The following is a 24,789-nucleotide window of genomic DNA, read 5'->3' on the forward strand; positions in this document are numbered from 1 at the left end:
ACACAGCGCCTTTCAAACCGAGATCACCGGCACGAGGCCGGTGATGACATGGGAAGAGCCGCGGAGGCACTTTCAGCCAAGCGATGGCAACCTTCACTCGGCCGCCAGCTTCGCCCGCTTGCTCACGCACGATTTGCACCGGCAGCCCATCGGCTTGATGAAGGTCTCGAAGTAGCTCTTGCCGTAATTGTAGGTGATCTCGTCACCCGGCTTGATGCGCTTGATCGCCTTGATGCGGATCCGGCCGCGCGACACCGTGGCCTCGGCATTGGGGCGGCATCCGTGATTGATGTAGCGGGCGGTGTTCCAGCGGGGCGAGCCGTCGATGGTCCAGCGGTCGCTGATCTCGAACAGGTAGCGCGTGTTGCGTCGGCGCTGGACTTCCTCGTTCGTGATCTTCGGCCCGACATACTCGATGATGAAGGTGCCCTTCTCGATCACATCGGTCGCAAAGAGGCCGAGGCCGGTTTCCGATCGCCCAATGCGAAACGGGCCTTCTGCAGGTTTCATGTTCATCTGAGGCGAGGACTCCGAAGCACGCAAACTTTCATGCGGGTGTATTATCGACAAACCCGGAGCGATGAAATTGGGGCCGGATCGAAACTTCTCCAGATTCAGCGCAAGTTTTTGGCACCGCAGCATGGAAATGCTCGCCGCCGCGCTCTTGCGATGGAACGCCGTCTAGACGACTTCCGATGGATCCGAGGCGGACGCCAGAGCGCGTCGCAGAGTGTCGGCGAAATTGTCGTACGAGAACGGTTTCGACAATGTCGGCGAATCGCGGAACCGCTCGGGCAGCGAGCGGAAATCGTACCCCGTCGAGAAGATGAACGGGATGCCCCGGAAGCGCAGGACGTCGGCCACGGGAAATACCACCGATCCGTCCACGTTGATGTCGAGAATGCCGATATCGATATCGGCCTGCAGCGCAAGGGTCAGGGCATGATCGAGCCGTGCGGCCGGTCCTACGATCTCGCATCCGAAATCGAGAACCATGTCCTCGATCAGCATCGAGATCATCGCTTCGTCCTCGACGATCAGGACACGCTTCCTGCGACCCTCGAACATAGCCCCTCCAAGCCGGATTGCATCTGCATGGCGCCTTGCGGCGTCGTTAAAACGAATCAGCTGCAACAACTATAGTCGATGGTTCGGTACGCCATCACTATCTTAGGTTATTATGACTTACAGTGACATGGTAATGCCGGGGCCCGGACAAAGTAAAGACTCTGGGTCGCTGCGGTTATAATGCATCCTCCGGATGCAATTTCTACGCGCAGGACTGAGTAATCCTTGTCCAGCGAATCCCGCCGGGCTCTGTGCTCCGCCTATGTGACGCAAGGTCAGCAACCGCGCGAGGGGGCGCCGAACCGCGTCCGACCGCGAGCCTGCCTCACGGTAAAGTGAGGGTTCGAGACAATGCGTATCGGGCGAACGTCCCAATGCATCAGGTGGTGGGATTCTTCGATGACATGTCAGGAGTATCGGCAGCGCCTTCCAATGACCTTCCATGCATTTGGCTTGCAAGGAGAGCCAATTGGCAGCTGCCGTCTCCCAAGGAGTCAGGAAGTGGGTATCAGGGCCGTAGCAGCCTCTGGATCAGGGCATCGGCCGCATGGCTGGTCAGGCCCCACGCGACCGGTCGGTTGCCGAGATACACCGTGAAGGTGCCGTCCTGAGTCGCCTGCTTGGCAATACGGATCATGAGTTATCCTCCTCATGGGGAGCCCGGGCCACATGCCCGTTGTGCCGCCATGATGAAATGAGCGGCGCTCGGCGGGAAGCTTAAATTATGAGCAGTGACATGCGGATGACGGCGCAAAGCCTTGCGAACCAACGGCTTCGAGGACCGTTGCCGTATGGGGCCGCAGGAGCAGCGGGATCGATCCATGAAGCTTTTCGAATGCCAGGCCTGCGGCCAACCGCTCTACTTCGAGAACAGCCGCTGCGAGAGCTGCGGCCGGCGGCTCGGCTGTCTGCCGTCCATCCAGGATATCAGCGCCCTGGAGCCGACGGAGGAGGGGGACTGGAAAGCTCTGGCCTTGCCCGGCACGTCTTTCCGCTTCTGCGCCAACGCCCGGTACGAGGCCTGCAACTGGCTGATCCCGGAAGACGACGCCAACCCCTATTGCCGGGCCTGCCGGCATAACCGCACCGTTCCGGACCTGTCCATTGAGCAGAATCTCGTCCGGTGGCGCAGCCTGGAGACCGCCAAGCGCCGTCTCTTCTATACCTTGCTGAAGCTCGACCTGCCGCTGGCGACGCGGGCCGAGGATCCGCAGGGGCTCGCCTTCGACTTCCTGGCCGACCCGGCGGAGAACTCTCCCGAAGGACCCTCCATCCTGACGGGGCACGACAACGGCCTGATCACCATCAACATCGCCGAAGCCGACGATGCGGAGCGGGAAAGGCGGCGGCATAGCATGGGAGAACCCTATCGCACCCTCCTCGGCCATTTCCGGCACGAAGTCGGACATTATTTCTGGAACGTGCTGGTCCGGAACGATCCGAGCCTCGAGAGCTTCCGCCGGATCTTCGGAGATGAGCGGCAGGATTACGGGGAAGCCCTGAAGGCCCACTATGCCCAGGGGCCCAAGGAAAATTGGCAGGAAGAGTTCGTCAGTTCCTACGCGGCCTCGCATCCTTGGGAAGATTTTGCCGAAACCTGGGCTCACTATCTTCATATCGTCGATACGCTCGAGACGGCCCATGCCTTCGGCCTGACGGTCCGTCCCAGAATCGGCCGGGGCCCCGAACTCGCGGCGCAGATCGACTTCGATCCGCATCGGGAAACCGATTTGAACCGGCTGGTCACGGCCTGGCTGCCGCTGACGTTCGCCGTCAATTCCCTGAACCGCAGCATGGGCCAGCCGGACCTCTACCCCTTCGTTCTCGCTCCGGCGGTCATTGCCAAGCTGGCCTTCATCCACGAGCGCATCCATAGCTGGAGCGGGCGGGGGCAGGGCGAAGCTGACGGCTGTCATGTTCTCAAAGCGGTGATCGGAGGGCTGAATTCTCGCATTGGAGCGCCACATTCCGCATAACACGCCCTTTTGGGACCTTGCGTGAAATGTCTAGGTATGAGTAGTTATCGTCTTGCCCTCAATGGTTGAGGGCGTTACGCCTATAGCGTTTACGAAACTTGAGACTTTAGAAGGCAGTCCTGATGGGCCGGGGAAATGATCACCGTGATCGCCGACGTCAATTTGGCGGTCAACCCGAAGATCACTGGGGCGATTTCGCTCCTCCAACATCTTATGAACGGCCCATGCGGCAGCAGACATCTTATGGCTCACCCGCTTCGGGACCAGAGACCGAAGCACGGGTGAAATGGTTCAATCCTGAAAAGGGCTTCGGATTCGTCGAGATGACCGACGGATCGGGCGAGGCCTTCCTGCACGTCCGGCAGGTCGAGGCGGCGGGCTATTCCGCGCTCGAATCCGGCACGACCCTGGTCATCAAGGTCGGCGCTGGCCAGAAGGGACCGCAGGTCCAGGAAATCGTGAGCGTGGACGCCAGCACGGCCGAGCCCGAGCCGCCGCGCGCCGCTCGCGGTCCGCGTCCGATGCGTTCGGGCGGCCCCGGCCAGTCCGGAGGCGGTTTCGGTCGTCCGAGCGGCGGCCCGAGCTCCCGTCCGGTCAGCGGCCCGCCGGAAGTTCCGGCCACCGTCAAGTGGTTCGATTCCGTAAAGGGCTACGGCTTCGTGTCCGTCGAGGGAGAGAGCAAGGATCTGTTCCTGCACATCTCCGTGGTGGAGCGCGCGGGCCTCAGCCAGCTTGAGCAGGGCCAAGCCGTCCGTGTCGCCATCGTCGAGGGCCGTAAGGGCCCCGAAGTCGGCGCCATCGAGCTCGCCTAAGGCTTCCAGCCTTTCTTTGTGAATTGCCTCGGGTCTGAGGTCTTCTCCCTGTGGAGAAGACCTGCCCGGGTTTTTTCGTGTTGGACGGCCGTCCATCCGGCCATGTCAGGTCCGGCTCCAAAGTGAACGACACTTTGGAGCGGATTTTCATGGGTCGGCGGAGGGGTGGATTCCCGAAGCAGGCCTATCCACTGCTTCCATTGCTTTTTCTCTAGTCCGGCGCATCGTTGGGCGCGAAAAACCGGACCGCTTTTCCGCGCGACGGTTTAGCAATGGACTTCTTCGAACGCCCGCACCCACATCTCGCAGACACCGGACCGGACGATTTCATTGAGCGTGAACTCGATGATCGGAACCGGGAGCATCTGCGATTTGATCAGGTGGATGACCGTGCGCAGGCCCGAGGTCTCCCGCAGGTCGCACTGGCTCACGTCCCCGTTGATCACGACCGTGCAATCCTCCCCGATGCGGGTCAGGAACGTTTTCATCTCGGCCGGGGTGGCATTCTGCGCTTCGTCCAGCAGGATGAAGGCGTCGCGCCATGACCGTCCGCGCATGACCTCGAAGGGCACCAGCTCGATATCGCCGTTCTTCATTGCGATTTCGTAGGCGGCGGCACCGATCCGCTCCTTGATGGCTTCGATGACCGGAGCGGCCCAGGGGCCGAACTTCTCCTCGAGGCTGCCGGGAAAAAAGCCGAGGGAGCGGCCGCTCGGAACGTTGGGACGGGTGAGAATGATCTTCCGGATGCGACGCTGACGGAAAAGGTCCGCCGCATAGGTCGCCGCGATCCAGGTCTTTCCGGTCCCTGCAGGCCCGAGAACCACGACCTGGGCACTGTTCTTCAAAGCGTCGAGATAATCATCCTGTGTTGCATTGAGCGGTTTGATGGGAGGGAGGCTACGCTCAGCCTGGAACTTGGATCCGGTGAGGTCGAAGACCTGCGCTGTTTCATGGGAGCGGCGGGTCTTGCGTCTCTGCTTCTCATGATGCTTGCTCAATGACCAACTCCGGTTTTGAAACTGCGCACGGAGACCTATCCAGGCGCCGCGCAGAGGCGTCTGGAGGAACTTGCAAGAGAAGGTTGTTTGCGAGGGCGAGTCGTTGCTGGCGGTGGATTTCCGCAATCCGGACGGTGAGGATCAACCTGCCTGCCCATCAAAGCCTGTTCTTCAATCTGCCAGTGGCAAACTATCTTTGATTCTGATGACAGTTTACCGCTGCTACGCCTACCTGCGAGTCAAATGTTGAGGCAGCCTGCTTGGTTCCCGGGCATAATCCCTCTGTGAAACGGAGTGAAGAAATAGCTGTGGATGGCTCTGAGGCTGCTTCCAGGGTGGGCGAAACGGCTGGCCCTCGCCAATCGCTCCTGCCCAATGGTAAGGATGACGCCTCGAAAAAGGGCAGCGCGGCATGATCGTTATCTTCGGCTCCATCAACATGGACCTCGTGGCCAGAGTCCAGCGGATCGCCCGGCCGGGCGAGACTGTCCTGTCCCGCAGGGCCGACAGCTTCTTCGGCGGCAAGGGCGCCAACCAGGCCGTCGCAGCCGCGCGGGTCAGCCAGGGCGGTCCGCTGCGGGTCGCCATGGTCGGGGCCGTCGGCAACGATCCATTCGGTGAAGCCTGCCGTAAGAACCTCGACGAGAACGGGGTGGACGTGAGCACCATCCGGGTCACGGACGAGCCCACCGGATGCGCCTTCATCACCGTCGACGAGACCGGGGAGAACGCCATCACGGTCGCCAGCGGCGCGAACATGGCGCTGCGTTCGGACGACCTGCCCGAGAGCCTCCTGTCCAAGGCTTCCGTTCTGGTGCTCCAGATGGAGGTGCCGATCGCGGATTCCCTGGAAGTTGCCGCACGGGCACGCCGGGCGGGAGTCAAATTGGTGTGGAATTTCGCCCCGGTGCCGGCCGTCAAGGAACGGTCGGCCATTGCCGAACTCCTGGCGGTGACCGACGTGCTCGTCGTCAACGAGCATGAGGCGCTTGCCATCGCCGACGTCATCGGAGAGAGGGCGGACGACGACTTTCTCTGTGCCGGGGCCGATATTTCCCGCTTGTTCGGGCCGACCTGCATCGTCACGGCCGGATCGCGCGGCGCCTATGCCATCACTCCGGATGGCGCCCAGATCCACGCGACCGCGCGCCCGATCCGTCCGGTCGACACCACTGGTGCGGGAGACACCTTCGTGGGCGTTCTCGCCAACGGGCTTGCCGAAGGTCTGGAGGTCGGTCCGGCCATGGAGCGGGCCTGCGCGGCGGCGTCCCTGTCCTGCCTGACGGCGGGTGCCCAGGCGGGAATGCCCCAGAGAAGGGCCCTGGAGCATCACCTCGCTCAGGCTTGAGAGAGCGCCTCCGGGATCACCCTGGTCAGGCTCCCGGTGGCTGGGAAGAGCGGGATCAGGCAGGCCTGCAGGGCGTGGTAGAGGTCCGGCTTGCCCGCGAAGAGGGTCGTCCCCGGCTTCAGATCTTCCGACAACTCCGGGCGCCAGCCGCCGTGTTCGTGGTCGATCAGGTACCGGTCGGCAAAGCCCCAGAGGGTGCGGTACCATTGCTCGTGGTAATCGCTCGGATCGTGGTCACTGAGGAATGCCGCAGCGCCGATGGCTTCCGCGCAGGGCCACCAGAGCTTCTGCGGCAGTCGCGGCTTGTCTTCCCAGTCGAGGGCATAGAAGAAGCCGCCCTTGGCCTTGTCCCACCCGAGCTCGATGGATTGGCGGAAGAGCTCACGGGCGGCCTCCGGCATCCAGGCATGGCGCTTGCCGCCGAGCGCCCAGAGCTGGAGGACGAGGCGCGCCCATTCCAGCCAATGCCCCGGCGTCGTTCCGTAGGGGCGGAACACGTCGTAGCCGCGATATTCCTTGTCGAGGCTCCAATCCGCATGGAAGTGCTCGGCCACCCGGTAGCCGAGGGAGGCGGCATGGCGGCCGATGATCAGGCCCGCGATCCGCTCGGCCTTGTCGAGATAGGCCTTGTCGCCCGTAGCCTCGAAGGCGGCCATCAGCGATTCCGTCAGGTGCATGTTGGAGTTCTGGCCGCGATACTGGCTCAAGGGCTGCCAGTCGCGGGAGAATTCCTCCGTCACGGCTCCATGCTGCTCTTCCCAGAACCGCTCCTCCAGAACCTGGGTGATGTCCTGGATCAAACGGTCGGCCAGAGGGTGTCCCACGACCTTTGCGCTGGATGCGGCCAGCAGGACGAAGGCATGCCCGTAGGCTTGCTTGGTGTCGTCCTTCGGCCCGTCGTTGTCCAGGGACCAGACATACCCGCCATGCCGGGCATCCCGATGGGCATTCCAGAGATAGCTCACGCCATGGTCGACGATAGCGTCGCTTCCAGGGCGGCCGAGCAAGGTGCCGATGGCAAAGCAATGCACCATGCGCGTGGTGTTGTGGATCTGCCGCACGGGATTGGCGGCCTCGATCGGCTGGCCCGCGTCATCGAGATCGAAGAAGCCGCCGGCCGGATCGATGATGCCGCTCTGGAAAAAATCGAAGAGGCCATTCGCCTGATCGAGCAGCCATTGCCGGTGAAAACGGTTCGAGCGCCAGGTCGGGCCAAGGGGAGGGAGGAAAGGCTGGGACATCGTCATGACAGGTTCCGTTGTGATCAGGCGCGTGACGCGATGAATTGCTCGACCTCGGCCCATGAGGGCGGATTGGCGCCCCGCCGCGTGCAGACGATGGCGGCCGCGGCGGCTGCGAAATCGAGGGCACCGGTGACTTGCCCCTCCGTCAATTCGGCGATCCCTGCGGGCGTGAGCAGGTTGTTGGCATCGAGCCAGGACAGGAGGCCGGCGTGGAAGGTGTCGCCCGCGCCGACCGTATCCACCACGTCGATTCCTGGGGCACGGCGCTCCACGATCCGATCGCCGAAGGCTGCCAGCGGACCCTTCTCGCCGCGGGTGACGATCACGAGCTTCGGCCCGAGCGCGAGCCAGGCACGGGCCGCGGAGGCGAGGTCGTGGGTGGCGTAGAGAAGCTCGATGTCCTCGTCGCTCGCCTTCACGATGTCCGCAGAGGCAAGCAGGCGCTCGAAGCGCTCGCGATAGGCCTTCAGATCGCCGACGACCCGCGGCCTGACATTGGGATCGAGGGAAATCACGCGCGATCCCGCTTCGCGGCGAAGCAGCACCTCGATGGCGCCGGCGATGGGCTCGACGCCCAGGGCATAGGATCCGGCCGCGATGGCGTTCACCTCGTTCGGCAGCTGGGCCGGGAGCATGTCGGGCGAAAGGGCGCGGTCGGCGGAATTGGGCGCATAGAAGGAATATTGCGGCTGCCCCGACGCGTTCGTCGCGACCACGCTGAGGGTCGTATAGTTCGGGCAACGCCGAAGATAGGCGGCGCTCACGCCGGATTCGGCGAGCTTTTCCGCCAGGAAGGTGCCGAATACGTCGTCCGACAGGGTCGACAGGAAGGCCGACGGGCGACCGAGGCGGCCGATCCCGATGGCCACGTTGAAGGGTGACCCACCGGCAACGGCTTCCGCCGGAAAGCCGGTCGGGCTCGCCGCCCCGATAAAGAGGTCGATCAGGGCTTCGCCGCAAACCAGGATCATGAACAGCCTCCGGACAAAACCTCAATGACATTCATGGCCCCGACCGGCCCAATCCGCGTGAGCTTACGCGGGCATCGCATCGGGCGGAACCGGCTCCGAGGGGAGAGCCGCGATCCGTTTGAGATCGCGCAATATATGATCCAGTGAAACGGGTCCAGAGACACCGCCGAAGCCGAAATAGAGCGTCCTGTAATGGGCGAAGAGCTGCTCATAGACAGCATGCGCCTTCGGATCCGGCTCGAAAGTCCTGAAGGGCAGGCAGATCGCCGCCCGCGCGCTGTCGAGATCGGGATGCGATCCGGCGGCGAGGCTCGCGAAGATGCTGGAGCCGAGACCCGTCGGGATGCCGTTGGGCACCAGCACCGGCCGGCCCAGCACATTGGCGTAGACCTGGTTCAGCACCGCGTTGTGCTGAGGGATCCCGCCCGCATTGATGACCCGCTCGACCGGGACGCCGCCCTCGGCCATGCGCTCGAGAATGATACGTGTGTGGAAGGCCGTGCCTTCGATGGCGGCGAACAATTCGTCCTGGGCCGTGTGCAGCAGGTTCCAGCCGAGGGTGATGCCGCCGAGATCGGCGTTTACGAGAACGGTACGGTCGCCGTTGTCCCAGGTCAGGCGCAGAAGACCGGTCTGGCCGGCCCGGTAATGCTCCAGTCCCTTGGAGAGATCCTGAATGGCGGTATTGGCGCGCCGGGCAATCGCCTCGAAGATGTCGCCGGTCGCGGACAGACCCGCCTCGATGCCGACGAGGTTGGGGTCGACGCTGCCGGGCACGACACCGCAGACGCCCTGGATCAGGCTGGTTTCATCGGCGATCGCGATGATGCAGGTGGAGGTGCCGACCACGTTCACCACATCGCCGACCCGGCAGCCGGCGCCGATGGCGTCCCAATGGGCGTCGAGGGCTCCGACCGGGATCGGAATCCCGGCCTTCAGGCCGAGGCGCTCGGCCCAATAGGGGGTGAGGCGGCCCGCGACGACGTCGGATGTGACGTATTCGCCCGCGAGCTTCTCGCGAATGCCGTCGAACAGCGGATCGACCTTGGAGAGGAATTCCTGCGGGGGCAGGCCGCCCCAGCGGGGATTCCACATCCATTTGTGGCCCATGGCGCAGATACTGCGCTTGAGCTGTCTAGGATTCGTGACGCCGGTGAGGGTGGCGGCCACCATGTCGCAATGTTCGAGGGCCGTCACCAGCCGGTCGCGCTTGCCGGGATTGTTGCGCAGCCAGTGCAGGAGCTTGGAGAAGCCCCATTCGTGCGAATAGACGCCGCCGCACCATTCGATGGCTTCGAGGCCCTCCTGATGCGCGAGCCGGGTGATCTCCTCGGCTTCGGTTTTCGCCCGGTGATCGCACCAGAGATAATACTCGTCGAGCGGCTCGAGGCCTTCTCCGACCATCACGACGCTGGAACCCGTGGTGTCGATGGCGAGCGCGGCCACTTCGTCGCCTCTCACGCCCGCCGAATCCAGGGCGCCGCGCATGGCGCGCGTCAGCGCATCCATGTGATCGGCATGCGCCTGCGTCGCATAGGCGGGATTCTCCCGTTTCCGGTGAAGCGGGTATTCCGCCTTCGCAAGGCCGAGCGGTCCCTTGCGATCGTCGACGAGGGTGACCCTGACGCTCAGAGTGCCGAAATCGACACCTGCTACAACGGCCATCTGTATCTCCCAAATCGGGTCGTGTGCGGTTGAAAAGGAGGCGGGAGGTTATTTCTCGGACTGGCCATAGGTCGCCGCCGCGCCATGCTTGCGGAAATAATGCCGGTCGAGCAGAGCCTGCGAGACGCCCTGCGCGTTCGGCTGCAGCGAGAAGGTATACATCGCCATGCGAGCGACGGCTTCCAGGACGACGGCGTTGTGCACGGCGTCGTCGGGGGTCCGCCCCCAGGCGAAGGGACCATGTCCTGCGACCAGGGCGGCCGGCACTTCCATGGGGTCGCGATTGCCGAACGCTTCCGCGATGGCAACACCCGTCGCGCGGACGTAATCGTTCTTGATCTCGTCCGCGGTCAGCTCGCGGGTGACGGGAACCGGGCCGTAGAAATAGTCGGCATGGGTGGTGCCGAGAGCCGGGATCGGACGTCCGGCCTGAGCCCAGGCCACGGCATGTTCCGAATGGGTGTGCACCACGCCGCCGATCTCCGGGAAGGCCTTGTAGAGATGGATATGGGTGTCGAGGTCGGAGGAGGGGCGCAGCTCACCCCAGACGACCTTGCCTTCGAGGTCCGTGATGACGAGATCGTCGGCCTTCATGCGCTCGTACGGGACGCCGCTCGGCTTGATGACGACGAGGTTGTCCTCGCGGCTGATGCCGCTGACATTGCCGAAGGTGTAAAGAACGAGCCCGCGGCGAACCACTTCCAGATTGGCTTCCAGAACCTGCTCGCGCAGCTGCTTCAACATCGGATTCTTCCCAAAAAAGGCCCATGAACGGAAAACGGCGGCCACAGCTCGCGCCATGGCCGCCGGATGTCAAACGAAATCAGCGGACGGCCTGCCAGCCCTTGTAGTCCTTGATGTTGTCTGCTGTGATCAGCTTCGGCTCGAGAAGGATCACGTTCTTCTCGGGCTTCTTGCCGTTCACGATGCCGACGGCGAGCTCATAGGACTGAGCGGCCATGATGTACGGGTCCTGGGAGGCCGAGGCCTTGATCAGGGAGTTGCCGGACTTCAGCTCGGTCTCGATATCCGGGGCGCCGTCGACCGCCGTGATGATGAACTCGTTGCGGTTCAGCTGCTTGGCGGCCAGATTGATGCCGATGGCCGTCGGGTCGTTGATCGCGAAGACGGCGTCCACCTTCGGGAACCGGGTCAGCAGGCTCTGGCCGACGGCGAAGCCGCCTTCGCGGGAGCCCTTGGCGTCCTGGTTGTCCGACAGGATCTTGATGTCCGGGAACTTGGAGAAGACGTTCTTGCAGCCTTTCACGCGATCCGTGATCGACGAAACCTGCGGGCCGTTCACGATCAGGACGTCGCCTTTGCCCTTCAGGTGATCGGCGATGTACTGGCAGGCGAGCTCGCCTGCCTTGACGTTGTCCGTCATCACGGTGACGTCGGCTCCGGCCGCGGCCACGTCGAAGGCGGCGACCACGAGGCCCGCGGCCTGGGCACGCTTGACGGAAGGCTCGATGGCCTTCGGGTCGACCGCATTGATCATCACGATGTCCGTTCCGGCCGCCGTGAAGTTGTCCATCTGCGTGAATTGCTTGTTCAGGTCGTAATCAGCCGAGACGGACGTGATCTTGGCGCCGGGGGTGATCTCCTTCGCCTTGGCCTCGATGCCCTTGATGGTCGCGACGAAGAACGGGTTGCCCAGCAGGCCGACCGAAATTCCGACGTTCTTGACGTCCTTGGCGTAGGCTGGGGCGGCCAGGCCGGCAACGACGGCAAGGCTCAGCGTAAGACGGGAAAGTGCCATTGGTTCCTCCAAGTGTCCTTTGCAAGTTCCTTTGCAAGGTGTCTTTGTGCTCCACGCCTCCCGGAGCCTGTGCTTGCTTTCCGGGCGGGCGTCCATACGAGCGCCCGGGGCGGGCGCTGGTATCTCTCGATCAGGTGCGCGCCGATCCCTTGAGGCGGTAGCGGTCGAGCGCCACGGCCCCGATGATCACGAGCCCCTTGATGATGAACTGCCAGATGTCGGAGACGCCCACCAGGATGAGGCCGTTCGACAGGATGGCGATGATGAGCGCGCCGATCAGCGTGCCCCAGATCGACCCGATGCCGCCGACGAAGCTGGTGCCGCCGAGGATGACGGCCGCGATGGCGTCGAGCTCGTAGGATTGTCCGAGCTGCAGCCCGTTCGCGGCGAACAGGCGCGCTGCCGACATGACGCCTCCGAGGCCTGCCGCCAGTCCCGAGAAGGCATAGACGAACAGCAGGACCGCCCAGACCTTGATGCCGGTGAGGCGCGCCGCATCCGGATTGCCGCCGACCGCGTAGATGTGGACGCCCAGCACCGTTCTTCGCAGGATGAACCACGAGATGATGACCACCGCGAAAGCGATCCATACCAGCCAGGGCAGTCCGAACAGGGTGCCGTTGCCGATGAAGGCGAAGGGCAGCTCCGGGTTGAACTGGGTGGTGTCTTCACCGAGAAGGCGCGCGAATCCGCGCACCGCCGTCAGGGAGCCCAGGGTCACGATGAAGGGCGGCAGCTTCGCGTAGGCGATGAGCGCGCCGTTCACGAGGCCCAGGCCGAGGCCCATCAGCAGGGCGGCCGGGATGCCGAGCATGCCCCAATCCGGGATCTTCGAGGCCAGGATCGCCACCATGGCGGCAGCGGCCAGGATCGATCCGACCGACAGGTCGATGCCGCCCGTGAGAATGACGAAGGTCATGCCAGCCGCGAGCACTGTATTGATCGAGGCCTGCTGCATCACGATCGAGAGGTTCTGGAAGCTCAGGAACCGGCCCGACATGAGCTCGAACACGATGCCGAGGATGATGAGCACCGGCAACATGCCGATAGCCTGGAGGGTGGAACGCCAGGCAAGACGGCGCTGGAGGCTTTCCGACGCCATATCGGCGCCCTTCACCCCGGTCGATTGCATGCCTGCGCTGGTCTCATTCGGGGATGTCATTCGGCCGCTTCCCTTACGCCTGTCGCGATAGCAATGATGTTTTCCTGGGTCATGGGTGGATGGCCGGCGCCGCCGACCTCGCCCTCGAGCCGCCCCTCGCGCATCACCAGCACACGGTCGCAGATACCGACGACCTCCGGCAGTTCGCTGGAGATGACGATGACGCCGACACCGTTGCGGGCGAGGCTGTCGATCAGGCGGTAGATTTCCGATTTGGCCCCGATGTCCACGCCGCGGGTCGGTTCGTCGAGGATGAGGACTTTGGGTTTCGTCTCGAGCAGGCGCGAGAGAAGGACTTTTTGCTGGTTGCCGCCGGACAGAGAACCGACCGGCACAACGTCACCTGCTACACGGATGCCCAGAGCCCGGATCGCGGCTGCGGCCCGCTGCTTGGCGACTTTCATGTTGAGCACGCCACCCGCGCGGGAATCCCGGCTCAGCACGTTCACGTTCACGTTGTCGCGCACGGTCAGGTCTAGAAAAAGACCGAGATGCTTGCGGTCTTCCGTGAGGTAGACCACGCCGGAATGGATGGCGTCGTCGGGCTCGTCGATCGAAAGGCGGTTGCCCTGGAGGAAGACTTCGCCGCTGGTGCGCGGATCGGCTCCGTAAATGAGGCGCGCCAGCTCCGTGCGTCCCGCGCCGACGAGGCCGGCGATGCCGAGGACTTCCCCTTCATGCAGCTCGAAGGAGCAATCGTGCACGCGCACGCCGTCGCCCATGTTGCGCACCGCGAACATCACGGGGCCGCGGCTCTGATGGGCGTCGTGGTCCTTCTTGTAGAAGGACGACAGGTCACGGCCGACCATCATCTGAACGAGGCGCTCGGCCGAGATTTCGTCGCCTACCAGGGTGCCGACATAGGAGCCGTCCCGGAGCACCGAGACGCGCTCGGCCAGCTCGTAGATCTCGGCCATGCGGTGGCTGATATAGATGATGGCGAGGCCCTCCGCCCGCAGCTGCCGGATCAGAGCGAACATCGCCTCGGTTTCACGCGAGGAGAGGGACGTCGTGGGCTCGTCCATGACCAGGATGCGGGAGTTCGCGATGAGCGCGCGGGCGATCTCCACGAGCTGCCGCTCGGCCATCGACAATTCGCTGACCTTCGTGGTCGCCTTGAACTGAACGCCCAGCCGTTCGAGAACCGTCCTGCAGGCCTTCTCCATGGATCGCCGGTCGACCATGGGACCGGATTTGTGCTCCCGGCCGAGAAGCATGTTCTCGGCGACCGTCAGGTTGGGGGCGAGGGAGAGCTCCTGGTAGATGATCGAAATGCCGTGGTGCCGCGCAGTCAGCGGGCCGTCGATCACGACAGGTTGGCCGTTGATCCGGATCTCTCCTCCCGGATCGGCCTGGTAGGCGCCGGAGAGGATCTTCATCAGCGTCGACTTGCCGGCGCCGTTCTCGCCCATCAGCGCGTGGATTTCTCCTGGGTAGACCGTCAGAGAGACGTTCGTCAGCGCCCTGACGCCGGGAAACGTCTTGGAGATGTCTCTCATTTCGAGGATCGGGGTGGATCCTGTCATGGGCGTTTCCCTAAAGGCGTATTATTGGATCGGCCGTTTTCAGCCTTGAACTCTGAAGACTCTATCATGCCAAATTTCGGACCGGATCAGAAGAGATCGTGGATGCCGTAAATGTTTCAACTCAATCGGGTTTCAATCCCTCCTTTGAACCGTGGAACACACTCCACAACATTTGTTGCGCGGCGTCACCTTCCGCAGAATTCAGCTGGCCGATGCGCTGATACAGAGTTTCATTTCTGGCGCTTCCCTTAGGAGCGCACGAATTCCGGCTTCAAGGCTCGGTAAAGCGCGCGGAAAGCCTCGATTCGCGGACGGTAGAGGTCGACGAGATGCGCCTGTGGCTCGATGGTTTCGAGCACGGCGGGCGGCATGCACACCGCTTCCGGCATCTCACCGGTCGTCGCGAGGCGCGCCAGCCGCGCCGCACCGAAGGCGGGACCCTTGTCGCTGCCATGATAGCGCACCATCGGAACGTCCAGCACATTGGCGAAGATAGAGGCCCAGAACACGCTTCTCGACCCGCCGCCGATCATGCCGGCATAAGTCAGCGGCGTACCGGCCTGCGCGAGACATTCCTTCGCATCGGCGAAGCTGAAGGCGACCCCTTCGAGGATGGCCTGCACGAGGTCCGCCTGCTGCGTCTGCGGGGAGAGGCCGAAGAGCACGCCGCGTGCATAAGGATCGTTGTGCGGGGTCCGCTCGCCCGCGAGATAGGGCAGGAAGAGAATGGGCGACGGCTTCCGATAAGCGGCCTCGGTTTCGTGCAGGAGCTCACCGATGTCCCGTTTCAGGAGCTGGGCGCCCCAGGCCAGGCAGCTTGCCGCGTTCAGCATCGCGGCCATCTGGAACCAGCGATCCGGCACCGCGTGGCAGAAGGAATGCACCACGGCTTCCGGAGCCGGGCTGAAGTCGCGGGTGGTGACGAAAAGCTGGCCGGACGTGCCGAGCGAGATGAAGGCCGACCCATCCTCGATCGCGCCGAGACCCACGGCGCCGGCAGCCGCATCCCCGGCGCCGCCGGCCACGACCACGTCGCTCCGCAGACCCCATCGTCCGGCGATGTCGGCCCGCAGGATGCCGGATGCTTGCGAGCCTTCGACGAGCGTCGGCATCTGTTTCCGGCTGAGCCCTGTCGCGGCCAGCGCTGCATCGGACCAGTCGCGCTTGGCCTCGTCCAGCCACCAGGTTCCGGCCGCATCCGACATCTCCGTCACGATCTCGCCGGTGAGCTTGAGGCGGATATAGTCCTTCGGCAGCATCACCTTGCGCACGGCCCGGAAGATGTCCGGCTCATGGCGCGCGAGCCACACGAGCTTCGGCGCGGTGAAGCCCGGCATCGGGATGACTCCCATGGCATGGGACAGCTCAGGGTACTTGTCTCCCAGCTCCTGCGCTTCACGAAAGGAGCGGCCATCGTTCCAGAGAATGGCGGGGCGAAGAGGCCGGTCGCTTTCATCGAGCAGAACCGCGCCGTGCATCTGGCCCGAGAGGCCGATGCCGCGTATATCCGCCAGCGCCGATGCGGATCGCACGCGCAGCCGATCGAGCGCCGTCTGCACCGCCTCCCACCAGATGTCCGGATCCTGCTCGGACCAGAGATCGTGCGGGCGGGAGACCTGAAGAGGGACATCCGCCTCCGCGACCACGGTTTGCGCATCGTCGACGAGGACCGCCTTCACGGCTGAGGTGCCGACATCAATGCCGAGATAGTGAGGCACGCCGCATGCTCCTTGAAATGTTGATGGCCTTGGTTTGGCCTCATGTCCGGAAGAGCATATAGATCAGCCCGGCCGCTTAGGCATACAGGTGATAAAATCCAGAGCCGTGGCCGTGAAAAAATCTCATGGCCGAAATGTCGCTCGGATATTTAAATGGCTGCGACATGCACCAGATAGTCGGGCATGCCACAGAATTCCAAACCCCAGTCTGAGTTCATTCGCCCCGAAGCCGCCGGTTCGGCGGCGGCGCTGAGCGCCGCCGTACGACTGCACCTCGGGAAGCAGTTGCGTGCCCTCTATGGCGATCCCGCGCAGGACAAGCTGCCACGCGATCTCGCGCGTCTCGCCGATCGCGTGGCCCAGGTCATCCGGGCGCATACGGAGCCGGTCGACCAGGAGTTCATCAACGGTGTCATGGATGCGCTGCCGAACTTGCGCGCCTTTGCCCTGTCGCTGACCGGGAAGGTCGACCAAGCGGAAGATCTGGTGCAGGACACCGTGCTCAAGGCCCTGACCAAGCAGGACACGTTCGAGGCTGGTACGAATCTGCAGGCCTGGCTCTTCACGATTCTCCGAAACGGTTTCTACTCCACTCACCGCAAGACCAGCCGCGAAGTGGAGGACGGTGACGGTACCCATGCCGCGAGCATGATCGCGATCCCGGACCAAGAGGACAAGCTCGCGCTTCAGGATCTCTCCACGGCGCTCGAGAAGTTGCCGCAGGAGCAGCGCGAAGCCATCATCCTCATCGGCGCCGAAGGCATGTCCTACGAAGATGCGGCAGAAGCCTTGGGCGTGAAGGTCGGTACGATCAAGAGCCGCGTCAATCGCGCCCGCAACCGCCTAGCAGAGCTGATGGGCACGCCCCGGGTCGAACACGATCATTCGGCAACGGCCTGACGATCGCTTCGCCGTTTAAATGAGCATCGTGCGGAAAAGTGCATTCCACTTCTCCGCACGATGCTCTATGCCTTCGCCTCACCAACTTGTGAGCAGGCGCGTAGCCTACCTTTGTAGGGCCCTGCGGCTCCCCGGCAGCGGCTCGCGGCGCTCGGCGGCTTGAAACCCGTTCGAGGCCCGGCAAGGACAACAGACTGCCCGAAGGATTTTGAGGCATGTCGCTTGTCGAGCTGATCGGATTCCTGGCCCTCACCGGAATTGCCGCTTACATCCAGACCCTGACCGGCTTTGCTTTCGGCCTGATCACCATGGGGGGCGTCGGGCTCACCGGCCTTCTGTCTCTTCCCGACGCGGCGATGCTCGTGAGCGTGCTCACCTTCGTAAATGCCGTTCAGATGCTCCACAAGGGCTGGCGCGACGTGGCGTGGCGGGAGTTTCGCGTCGTGATGCTGACCAGCATCCCCATGCTCTTCGTCGGATACTGGCTGCTGGAATGGCTGGCCGGAACGCGGGCCGACGTGCTGCGCCTCATCCTCGGCTTCGTGATCATCGTCTCGAGCCTGCAGCTTGCCCGAAAGCCCGATCCTCTTCCCACGCGATCGGGCGACGTCTCGTTCATGGCCTTCGGCAGCATCGCGGGCCTGATGGGCGGGATGTTCTCGACCGCAGGTCCGCCGCTTGTCTACCACTTCTACCGGCAGCCGATGCCCCAGGTGACGATACGGGAAACGCTGGTGACGATTTTCGCGCTCAACGCCGTGTTCCGAAACGGTCTCGTCTTCTTTTCCGGCAATCTCCCGTCGGCGTCGACCCTGACGGGGCTCTTCGCTGTCCCGGTCGTCATGGCGGCCACGCACGCCGCCCGCCGCTGGCCTCCGCCGCTCTCCCCCGCGGCGATGCGTTGGATCGTGCTCGGCCTGCTCTTTCTGTCGGGCGTGTCGCTCGGAATGCCGGCCGTCTTGCATCTGCTGACGACCCGCTGACAGATTCGCGCTGCACAAAATATCAGCGGCCCCGAATGACCGTTCCTCGAACTTTTTCACAAGCTTCAGGTTGGCTTGTAGCTGGTGGGTGCTCGAAGCCGCTCTTCTGCCAAGGAGGGGAGCATGGAACATAGGCCTCTGTCCGAACTCAGTAGCGTCGCCGACCTGAAAATCCCTGAGGACGTCAAGGTGCCCGTGCTGACGAAGCGCGAACGCCTGGACCGCTGGGTCGAGCTCCTGGAACGGGAGCCGGACCGCATCGTCAGGACCCTGGACGAAATCGAGTGGAAGCCGAAGGCCCAGCGCCTGGCCCTGCGGGCCGACGGCTCCGCCCTGACGGTCGCCTATTCCGACCCGGTCCTCCGCCATGCGGGCTTGCGCAGCGATAAGTTCGGAGATGCGGTGGATTTCTTCCAGATCTCCGAGCACGATGCCCATATCGTCCTGTGCTCCTGCCATGGCGGCGAGGCCATGCGGGCGGACGAGGCGGCCCGCCGGGTGCGCGGCATCCGGTCTCCCAGCCTATGGGCGCTTTATTTCGGCTGGTTTCGGTAACTCGACCGGCGGATCTGCCGATCAGGCAGTCCTGGCGGGCCTATCCGCACGAGGTGCAAACCCGCCAGGGCGGTCGATGCGAGCGAAGTTTCATGAGTAATAAGAGACCCGCATTCATATTCCAGTCCCAACAAGGGCCTAACCCGCTACAACATATCAATAAAAAGATTGTTTATCGATCGATACGCCGGAATGTAAACACAGTTACTACTTGCTGATTATCCACACGAGGGGCGTGGGGCGGTACCTGCTACTCAATCCTGGGGGGATCGAGATGGCAGTCACGGCTCTCGTCGACAGAACTTACGATCAGAACATTGACGGCGTCCTGTCCGGCGAGCGTTGGAACAGCCTCAATCTGACCTACAGCTTCCCGCCGTCGTCCGCCAACTATGGCGACCCCTACGGTAACGGCGAGACCGAGAACAACTTCCAGCCGCTGTCTCCTCTTCAAAGCGCGACCGTCCGCAAGGTTTTCGCCATGATCTCGGACGTGACCGACCTGAGCTTCGTCGAAATTCAGGAGACCTCGACCCGGCGCGCCGATCTGCGCCTGGCAAGATCCGATGAACCCGATACGGCATGGACCTACCCGGTCACGAAGGCACAGGAAGCCGGCGATACGTGGTTTCGGACGAGCGGCGGATGGTTCGATCAGCCGATTCCCGGAAATTATGCGTACTACGTCTTCATTCACGAGATCCTTCATCAAGTCGGCCTGAAGCACGGCAACGACGCAACGGGGTTCGGCGCCATGACGCCCGAGCGCGACTCCATGGAGTATTCGCTGACGACCTACAGGTCCTATGTCGGGGCGTCCGGACGTTATGTGGAGAACGAAGGGTGGAGCTTCGGGCAGACCCCGATGATGTACGACATCGCCGCGCTGCAAAGGATGTACGGCGCAGACTTTACCACCCGCAGCGAAGATACGGTCTATCGCTGGAGCCCGGCCACGGGCGAGGCGTTCATCAACGGAATCGGACAAGGGGCTCCGGGAGCCAATCGGGTCCTGATGACTCTGTGGGATGGGGGAGGAAACGATACCTTCGACTTTTCGAACTACAGGACGGGTCTGAGCGTGGACCTGCGGCCCGGCGAGTGGACGACGACCTCAACAGCGCAGCTTGCCGATCTCGGCGCCGGCAGGTCGGCGCGGGGCACGATCGCCAACGCTCTTCTCCATGACGGAGATCCCAGGTCGCTCATCGAGAACGCTCTGGGAGGGACCGGCAACGACGTGCTCGTCGGCAATGTGGGCTCGAACGTGCTGAAGGGAGGGGCGGGGAAAGATTGCCTCAACGGCCTCGACGGAGCCGACACGCTTCATGGCGGAGCCGGCAGGGACGTGCTTCTCGGCGGTGAGGGAATGGATGTCTTTGTCTTCGACACGAGCCTCCGGAAAGGCGTCGACCTCGACCATATCCTGGATTTCTCGGTGGCGGACGACACCGTTTATCTGGAGAACGCCGTGTTCTCGCACCTCGGCCGTGCGGGCAAGCTTGCCTCCGCGGCGTTCTGGACCGGCTCCAAGGCCCATGACCGGTCCGACCGGGTCATCTACGACAAGAAGTCGGGTTTGCTCTATTACGACCCTGATGGAACCGGAGACAGCGGCCAGATCAAATTCGCCCAGCTGACCAAAGGGTTGAAAATGACGGCCGGCGACTTCCGGATCATCTGAGCGTCCGCTCAGGCATGCTCCCGTGGCGCTCTCCGAGGCCTGCGGAGGGCCGCTACCTTCCGTCAATTTGACTTCCTGCCGGGTTTAGAGGACATCACGCGGTTTGATGAACCTGTGCCGATGGGAAACCCACCCTTGCCGGCATGAAGGATTGCCTGCCTCCGGAGCGATTGATGGACGGTTCTGTCCCCCAGCAGCGGATATCTCTGCGCTACCTCTCCGTTGCCCAGCTGACGAGTGCCGTCGAGCGGAGCCATGCCCGGCTCTGCGCCGTCCTCGTGCTGCTGTCGCTCGCCTGTTTCCTCCCGGGCTTTACGACCCTGCAGCCGATGGACCGGGATGAGCCGCGTTATGCCCAGGCTTCCAAGCAGATGCTGGAAACCGGCGATTTCGTCGATATCCGCTTCCAGGATGAGGCGCGAAACAAGAAGCCGGTCGGCATCTACTGGATGCAGAGCGTGACCGTTTCCCTCGGTCAGGCGCTCGGCGTGCCTGAGGCGCGGACCACCGTCGCCCTTTATCGGATTCCCTCCTTGTTCGGCGCGGTGGCGACGGTTCTGCTGACCTATTGGGCTGCCCTGGCCTTCTTCGGGAGGCGAGGGGCTTTCCTGACCGCCGCCCTCATGGCCACCTGCGTCATCCTGATGGTCGAGGCGCGCCTCGCCAAGACGGACGCCATGCTGACGGCCTGTTCCGTTGCCGTCATGGGTGGTCTAGCGCGGGCCTACCTGAGTCGCGGGGCAGGGACCCTGCCGCGACGGGCGCTATGGCTGTTCTGGACCGGCTTTGCCTTGGGGATCCTGATCAAGGGTCCGCTGATCGTCATGTTCGCGGGCCTGGCCGCCGCCGTGCTGTCCTACAAGGAGCGGTCCGGACGCTGGCTCATGACGTTGAAACCGTGGCAGGGGCTGGCATTCACCCTCGCCGTCGTGCTCCCCTGGTTCATCGCTATCGCCATCAACACCAACGGCGCCTTCTACGCGGAAGCCATCGGTCACGACATGCTCGGCAAGGTCGGCACGGCTCAGAAGGTCCATTGGGCCCCGCCGGGATTCTACCTGATCTCGTTCTTCGCGACGTTCTGGCCCGGAGCCATTCTGGCGGCCATCGCCGTGCCCTTCGCCTGGATCCACCGCCGCGAAGAGCCGGTGGCCTTCGCTCTTGCCTGGATCGTCCCGTCCTGGATCGTGTTCGAGGCGGTTCCGACCAAGCTTCCGCACTACACGCTGCCGCTTCTGCCGGCCGTTGCGATCATCACGGTCATGGCGATCGCCCGCCATTTCGTCGGCCCGCAGCGGCCAGCCGCCAAGTTAGCGACGGTTCTCATCCCGTTCATTCCGGTGGGGCTGACGATCGGATTGTCCACGATCGGTTGGACGTTCGACGGGATGATCCCTTTCCGGGCGCTCCCGTTCCTGGTGGTTTCCTCGCTTCTCGCGCTGTGGGCCTGGTGGCTCTTCGTGAAGAACCGGATGGTCGCGACCCTCTGGGCGAGCTTCGTGTCGGCGGTCTTCCTGGCAATCGGCGTGTTCGGTTTCGCCCAGCTCGATCTGCGCTCCCTCAAAGTGTCGGGCCGGCTTGCCGAGGCGGCCCACAACGTGCCGTGCGCCGATCCAGTCGTCGGAACCCTCGGTTACCGTGAGCCCAGCCTCGTCTTCCTGACGGGCACGAACCTTGAGATGATCGATTCGGGAGCCCAGGCCTCCGCCTTCCTGAATCAGGGTGGGTGCCGTGTCGTGTTCGTGGAAAAACGATACGAAGGGGAGTTCCGGACCGAGAACGAGCGCCTGAAACAGGAGCCCACGCTCTCGACCCGGATTCAGGGTTTCAATATCAACAGCGGGCGGCGGGTCGATATCGCCGTCTATGGGATGGGTTTCTGAAACTCCGTCCCGTTCTCGAAGAGGCGGCCAGGAATGGCCCGTAACGAATGACTGATCTTTCCCCGGCCCCCCGCCTCAGCGTGGTCGTGCCTGTCAAGAACGAGGCGCTCAACATCCTTCCCCTGGTGGAGGAGATTGAGCGCGCTTGCGCAGAGCTCGCACCCTTCGAGGTGGTCTATGTGGACGACGGCTCCACCGACGCCACCGTGGAGCAGGTCCTGAGCGCGCGGGCGACCCGGCCATGGCTCCGCCTCGTTCGGCATGAGGCGAGCTGCGGTCAGAGCGCAGCCGTCCGCACCGGCGTTCACGCCGCGCGCGGTCCCATCGTCGTCACGCTCGACGGGGACGGGCAGAACGATCCGGCCTTCATTCCCCAGCTCGTTGCGGCGCTCGGCGACCCGCAGGTCGCCCTCGTGGCCGGGCAGCGGGTCGGGCGCAAGGATGGCACCTACAAGAAGTGGCAGTCCCGGATCGCCAACGGGGTCCGCGGAAGGATCCTGAAGGACGGGACGCGGGATACGGGCTGCGGACTCAAGGCCTTCCGGCGGGACGTCTATCTGCGGCTGCCTTATTTCGACGCCCTGCACCGCTTCATGCCCGCCCTGGTCAAGCGTGAGGGCTTCCAGATTGCCCATGTGGACGTGATCGACCGGCCCCGGCACGCTGGAACGTCCAATTACGGCATGTTCGACCGTCTGTGGGTCGGCATCCTTGATTTAGCCGGAGTCTGGTGGTTGATCCGCCGCCGCCGCCGCGTTCCCGCAGCTCAGGAAATCGTCTGATGTTGATGCGTCTTTCCCACGATTTGGGACTCTTCTTCTACGATGTGGTCGTTGCCAGGTTCGATCTGTGGGCCGCCTTCGGCGTTCTGGCCCAGTTCGTGTTCGGGGCGCGCTTCTTCGTGCAATGGATCGCGAGCGAAAAGGCGGAGAGGAGCGTCATCCCGGTAGGGTTCTGGATTCTGTCGATCATCGGAGGCCTGATGACGCTGGTCTATGGCCTTGCCCGGCGCGACATCGTCATCATCCTGCCCCAGCTCTTCTCGATCTTCATCTACATCCGCAACATGATGCTGATCTCGAAGGAAAAGGAAAAGAAGAAAGCCGGAAATCAGACCGCCTCCGCCTCGGAGGTCGAGGCCCCGGCGCAGTAGCCGCCGAGGCCCATAGATCCTACGCTGCTTCGGCGTTCGTCTGCCGGAGCCGCGCGAAGCCGGCATCGAGATCCTGCTTCAGGTCTTCCAGGTCCTCCAGCCCGACATGGAAGCGGAGCGCATGACCGCCCGGTTCCCATTTGGTCGCCGTGCGATAGGTCGCGCAGTTGAAGGGAATCACGAGGCTTTCGAACCCACCCCAGGAATAACCCATGCCGAAGAGGGAAAGCCCGTCGAGCATGGCGGCCAGCGCCCGGTCGGAGCAGGGCCTGAGGATGACCGAGAACAGGCCGGATGAGCCCTTGAAGTCACGCTTCCAGATCTCGTGGCCAGGATAGGTCTCCAGGGCCGGGTGCAGGACCCGGGCCACCTCGGGCCGTGCTTCGAGCCACCGCGCCAGCTCCAAAGCCTGCTTTTCGTGCTCCCTGAGGCGCAGGGCCATGGTGCGAAGGCCTCTCAGGCCCAGGAACACGTCTTCCGGCCCGGGGCACATGGCAAAGGAGTCATAGGTTTCCCGCAGGCGCTTGAAGCAGCGCTCGTTGGCCGAGACGAGACCGAGCAGCAGGTCCGATCCTCCGCTCAGGTATTTCGTGCCGGCCTCGATGGCGATGTCCACGCTGCGCTCGTGGGGCGGGAAGAGCAGGGGCGTCGCCCAGGTATTGTCCATGAGGACCACCGCCCCATGCCGGTGCGCGACCTCGGCGATGGCGGGGATGTCCTGCATCTCGAGAGATTGCGAGCCCGGAGCCTCCGTGAACACGGCCGTGGTGTTCGGGCGGACCAAAGCCTCGATCCCGGCGCCGATCCCCGGGTCGTAATAGGTGGTTTCCACACCAAAATTTTTGAGCACCCCGTTACAGAACTGCCGGGTGGGCAGATAGACGGAATCCGTCATCAGGAGATGATCGCCCGCCTTTAAGCATGACATAAGGGCAACCGTGACGGCGGCGAGGCCCGAAGGGGCGAGCACGGTACCGGCCGCACCGGTCAGCTCCGTCCAGGCCGTCTCCAAGGAGTTGGTGGTCGGAGTCCCTTTCGTTCCATAGGAATAGCGCCCGCGCCGATGCAGCAGGTCGTCCGTGGTCGGATAGAGAACGGTCGAGCCGCGATAGATGGGCGTGTTCACGAAACCGTGCTGCTCGAACGGCTCTCGTCCGGCATGGACGAGGCGGGTGCGTTCGGAGATGTTTTGGGGCTTTGGGGGGAGCTTTGACATTGCTTCAAGGGCTTGCTGAGGAGACCTGGATCAGAGACCGGGCAGCCTCTGCCGTCAAGTCAGGCAAGAAATGCCTTTCATCAAGACTTGACCAGTGATTAATCATAGAATGTGATGGATCCCGATGCCGTCTCAACCGAGGCGGCGCGGAACGGTCTATACCGG

At 63.4% G+C, this 24,789-nt stretch carries 23 protein-coding genes; 10 read left to right on the forward strand and 13 right to left on the reverse strand.

Going from position 1 to position 24,789, the window contains the following annotated elements:
* Positions 1 to 93: 93 nt before the first annotated feature.
* From U0023_RS18800 to U0023_RS18810, 3 genes are all read right to left on the reverse strand, one after another.
* The gene (locus tag U0023_RS18800; protein WP_040639417.1) at positions 94 to 516 is read right to left on the reverse strand and encodes an SET domain-containing protein; all 423 of its coding nucleotides are present in this window, start codon (positions 514 to 516) and stop codon (positions 94 to 96) included.
* Positions 517 to 681: 165 nt separating this feature from the next.
* Positions 682 to 1,068 carry a response regulator gene (locus U0023_RS18805; protein ID WP_009492562.1) on the reverse strand — a complete coding sequence of 129 codons (387 nt, stop codon included), beginning with the start codon at positions 1,066 to 1,068 and terminating at the stop codon, positions 682 to 684.
* A 508-nt stretch (positions 1,069 to 1,576) separates the two neighbouring features.
* A complete protein-coding gene (locus U0023_RS18810; RefSeq protein ID WP_009492564.1) occupies positions 1,577 to 1,705 on the reverse strand; it encodes a hypothetical protein in 129 nt (42 codons plus the stop codon).
* Between the two features lie 184 nt (positions 1,706 to 1,889).
* Between U0023_RS18810 and U0023_RS18815 the strand changes: the two genes are divergently transcribed.
* Positions 1,890 to 3,044 carry a zinc-binding metallopeptidase family protein gene (locus U0023_RS18815; protein ID WP_040639418.1) on the forward strand — a complete coding sequence of 385 codons (1,155 nt, stop codon included), beginning with the start codon at positions 1,890 to 1,892 and terminating at the stop codon, positions 3,042 to 3,044.
* Positions 3,045 to 3,268: 224 nt separating this feature from the next.
* Positions 3,269 to 3,856 (forward strand): cold-shock protein, encoded by a 588-nt coding sequence (locus U0023_RS18820; RefSeq protein WP_009492568.1) that lies wholly within the window; start codon positions 3,269 to 3,271, stop codon positions 3,854 to 3,856.
* Positions 3,857 to 4,122: 266 nt separating this feature from the next.
* Here the strand turns inward: U0023_RS18820 and U0023_RS18825 are convergent, their stop codons facing one another.
* Positions 4,123 to 4,857 (reverse strand): PhoH family protein, encoded by a 735-nt coding sequence (locus U0023_RS18825; protein ID WP_009492570.1) that lies wholly within the window; start codon positions 4,855 to 4,857, stop codon positions 4,123 to 4,125.
* 412 nt (positions 4,858 to 5,269) lie between these two features.
* On the opposite strand from U0023_RS18825, the gene U0023_RS18830 reads away from it, so the two are divergent.
* Positions 5,270 to 6,205, forward strand: a complete 936-nt coding sequence (locus U0023_RS18830) for a ribokinase (RefSeq protein WP_009492572.1) — start codon at positions 5,270 to 5,272, stop codon at positions 6,203 to 6,205.
* Here the strand turns inward: U0023_RS18830 and U0023_RS18835 are convergent.
* The 8 genes from U0023_RS18835 to xylB form a co-directional block, all read right to left on the reverse strand.
* Entirely contained in the window at positions 6,196 to 7,452 is a 1,257-nt protein-coding gene (locus tag U0023_RS18835; RefSeq protein WP_009492574.1) for an AGE family epimerase/isomerase, read from the reverse strand. The genes U0023_RS18830 and U0023_RS18835 overlap by 10 nt on opposite strands.
* Before the next feature lie 17 nt (positions 7,453 to 7,469).
* Positions 7,470 to 8,420 (reverse strand): carbohydrate kinase family protein, encoded by a 951-nt coding sequence (locus U0023_RS18840; RefSeq protein ID WP_009492576.1) that lies wholly within the window; start codon positions 8,418 to 8,420, stop codon positions 7,470 to 7,472.
* A 63-nt stretch (positions 8,421 to 8,483) separates the two neighbouring features.
* A complete protein-coding gene (locus tag U0023_RS18845; RefSeq protein WP_009492578.1) occupies positions 8,484 to 10,085 on the reverse strand; it encodes a ribulokinase in 1,602 nt (533 codons plus the stop codon).
* Positions 10,086 to 10,133: 48 nt separating this feature from the next.
* The gene (locus tag U0023_RS18850; protein WP_009492580.1) at positions 10,134 to 10,829 is read right to left on the reverse strand and encodes an L-ribulose-5-phosphate 4-epimerase; all 696 of its coding nucleotides are present in this window, start codon (positions 10,827 to 10,829) and stop codon (positions 10,134 to 10,136) included.
* 79 nt (positions 10,830 to 10,908) lie between these two features.
* The gene (locus tag U0023_RS18855; protein ID WP_009492582.1) at positions 10,909 to 11,844 is read right to left on the reverse strand and encodes an ABC transporter substrate-binding protein; all 936 of its coding nucleotides are present in this window, start codon (positions 11,842 to 11,844) and stop codon (positions 10,909 to 10,911) included.
* Positions 11,845 to 11,974: 130 nt separating this feature from the next.
* Positions 11,975 to 12,946, reverse strand: coding sequence for an ABC transporter permease subunit (locus U0023_RS18860; RefSeq protein ID WP_245273127.1), 972 nt, complete (start codon positions 12,944 to 12,946; stop codon positions 11,975 to 11,977).
* A gap of 56 nt (positions 12,947 to 13,002) precedes the next feature.
* On the reverse strand, positions 13,003 to 14,532 hold the full coding sequence (locus tag U0023_RS18865) for a sugar ABC transporter ATP-binding protein (RefSeq protein ID WP_009492586.1): 1,530 nt from the start codon (positions 14,530 to 14,532) through the stop codon (positions 13,003 to 13,005).
* 248 nt (positions 14,533 to 14,780) lie between these two features.
* Positions 14,781 to 16,250: a xylulokinase gene (gene xylB, locus U0023_RS18870; protein ID WP_009492587.1), complete on the reverse strand. Its 1,470-nt coding sequence runs from the start codon at positions 16,248 to 16,250 to the stop codon at positions 14,781 to 14,783.
* A gap of 183 nt (positions 16,251 to 16,433) precedes the next feature.
* Between xylB and U0023_RS18875 the strand changes: the two genes are divergently transcribed.
* From U0023_RS18875 to U0023_RS18905, 7 genes are all read left to right on the forward strand, one after another.
* Positions 16,434 to 17,150 (forward strand): sigma-70 family RNA polymerase sigma factor, encoded by a 717-nt coding sequence (locus tag U0023_RS18875; protein ID WP_009492589.1) that lies wholly within the window; start codon positions 16,434 to 16,436, stop codon positions 17,148 to 17,150.
* A gap of 215 nt (positions 17,151 to 17,365) precedes the next feature.
* A complete protein-coding gene (locus U0023_RS18880) occupies positions 17,366 to 18,133 on the forward strand; it encodes a sulfite exporter TauE/SafE family protein (protein ID WP_009492591.1) in 768 nt (255 codons plus the stop codon).
* Between the two features lie 123 nt (positions 18,134 to 18,256).
* On the forward strand, positions 18,257 to 18,688 hold the full coding sequence (locus U0023_RS18885; RefSeq protein WP_009492593.1) for a hypothetical protein: 432 nt from the start codon (positions 18,257 to 18,259) through the stop codon (positions 18,686 to 18,688).
* A gap of 274 nt (positions 18,689 to 18,962) precedes the next feature.
* Positions 18,963 to 20,372, forward strand: coding sequence for a M10 family metallopeptidase C-terminal domain-containing protein (locus U0023_RS18890; RefSeq protein WP_009492595.1), 1,410 nt, complete (start codon positions 18,963 to 18,965; stop codon positions 20,370 to 20,372).
* Between the two features lie 173 nt (positions 20,373 to 20,545).
* A complete protein-coding gene (locus U0023_RS18895; protein ID WP_009492597.1) occupies positions 20,546 to 22,255 on the forward strand; it encodes an ArnT family glycosyltransferase in 1,710 nt (569 codons plus the stop codon).
* A 47-nt stretch (positions 22,256 to 22,302) separates the two neighbouring features.
* Positions 22,303 to 23,037: a glycosyltransferase family 2 protein gene (locus tag U0023_RS18900; RefSeq protein WP_009492599.1), complete on the forward strand. Its 735-nt coding sequence runs from the start codon at positions 22,303 to 22,305 to the stop codon at positions 23,035 to 23,037.
* A complete protein-coding gene (locus tag U0023_RS18905; RefSeq protein WP_009492601.1) occupies positions 23,037 to 23,408 on the forward strand; it encodes a lipid-A-disaccharide synthase N-terminal domain-containing protein in 372 nt (123 codons plus the stop codon). Before U0023_RS18900 ends, U0023_RS18905 begins: the two co-directional genes overlap by 1 nt.
* A 19-nt stretch (positions 23,409 to 23,427) precedes the next feature.
* Here U0023_RS18905 and metC read toward each other — a convergent pair whose 3' ends face one another.
* Positions 23,428 to 24,624 (reverse strand): cystathionine beta-lyase, encoded by a 1,197-nt coding sequence (gene metC, locus U0023_RS18910; protein WP_009492603.1) that lies wholly within the window; start codon positions 24,622 to 24,624, stop codon positions 23,428 to 23,430.
* Positions 24,625 to 24,789 lie beyond the last annotated feature (165 nt).

Origin of the sequence: Microvirga lotononidis, from assembly GCF_034627025.1 — a bacterium.
Lineage (GTDB): Bacteria > Pseudomonadota > Alphaproteobacteria > Rhizobiales > Beijerinckiaceae > Microvirga > Microvirga lotononidis.